Annotated in this window: 1 protein-coding gene; it reads right to left on the bottom strand. The window is 62.7% G+C overall.

From position 1 onward, the window contains the following. Positions 1-1,077 (bottom strand): tyrosine-type recombinase/integrase (locus A1351_RS04855; protein WP_157096108.1); only part of this gene is annotated, 1,077 nt, incomplete at both ends.

Raw genomic sequence — 1,077 nt, 5'->3', positions numbered from 1 at the left:
GTGGCGAGACTGTGTCGGAAGATATGGGCGCCGCGATGCGCGCAACCTTCGATACCGGCGCGATCGAGTGCTGTCCTGGCGATCTGGGTGATCGCACATCCGGAGGCAAATCCGACATGCGGCGCGAGCGTGCGGACGAACAACCGTCGGCACGACGACTTTGGGCGGCCATTGCGCAAATAAGCTACGATGGCCGCGCCAACGTCTGGCGGCATCGGCATCCGCGCTCGCTGTCGGCCCTTGGCGTGAACCAGAATCTCGCTGGCGCGCCAATCAACATCATCGAGCGTGAGCGTCGTGACCTCGTCCGCGCGCAGGCCGAGCCTAGCCAGCAACAACAGAATGGCGTGGTCGCGCCGCCCCATCACTGTCTCCTGATCACAACTGTCGAGCGCCTTCCGCACCTGAGCCGCAGATAGATAGGTCGGCAAACTCGCGAGCTTCCAACGCCGGATCGACGGAACGCAATCGGCCAACGCGTGCGGGTTCAGCCTCTGATGGTGGAGGTAACGGAGAAAGGAGCGTAGCGACGAGCACATCGCCTTGCCGGTCGCCGGGCTCCAATCCCGAGCGTGGCGCTCAACGAAGCTGGTCACGTCGCTTTGGCTGATTTTGCACAGGTCCTCGGCGCCGCCGGAGCACACCTCGTGCAAGAACCGGCGAATGACCGGGAGATGCCGGAGGGCGGACTTCGGGGCCAAGCCGCGTTCTGAAAGTAGGTAAGCGTCGAACTCCTTGAATATCCGAGCGTGCGGCGTGAGCGGTGGCGGAGTCATTGGCGCGATTACGCCTTCATCGCGCAGCACCAACAGCCATCGTCTGAGCGCGGCTCGGTCGCCGGGTTGAATGGATTGCCTCTCGCCTCGATACCGGAGATATCGCTCAACGAGCTGCTCATCGAGATCGGCCAACTGGTAGCGCCGGCCCGAAAGCCAACTCAGCAGCCCGCCAATCACATTCAGGCATCGCCAAGCGACGTGCCGAACAAGCCTCTCCTCGACGAGACGAGCGGCATAGAGTTCGACGAAATGTCCGTGTGGTCCGTTTTTGAGACGACCATACAGCCGGCTTCTGTCC

This window comes from Methylosinus sp. R-45379 (assembly GCF_001644125.1).
Lineage (GTDB): Bacteria > Pseudomonadota > Alphaproteobacteria > Rhizobiales > Beijerinckiaceae > Methylosinus.
This window is presented reverse-complemented; position numbering and strand designations above follow the sequence as displayed.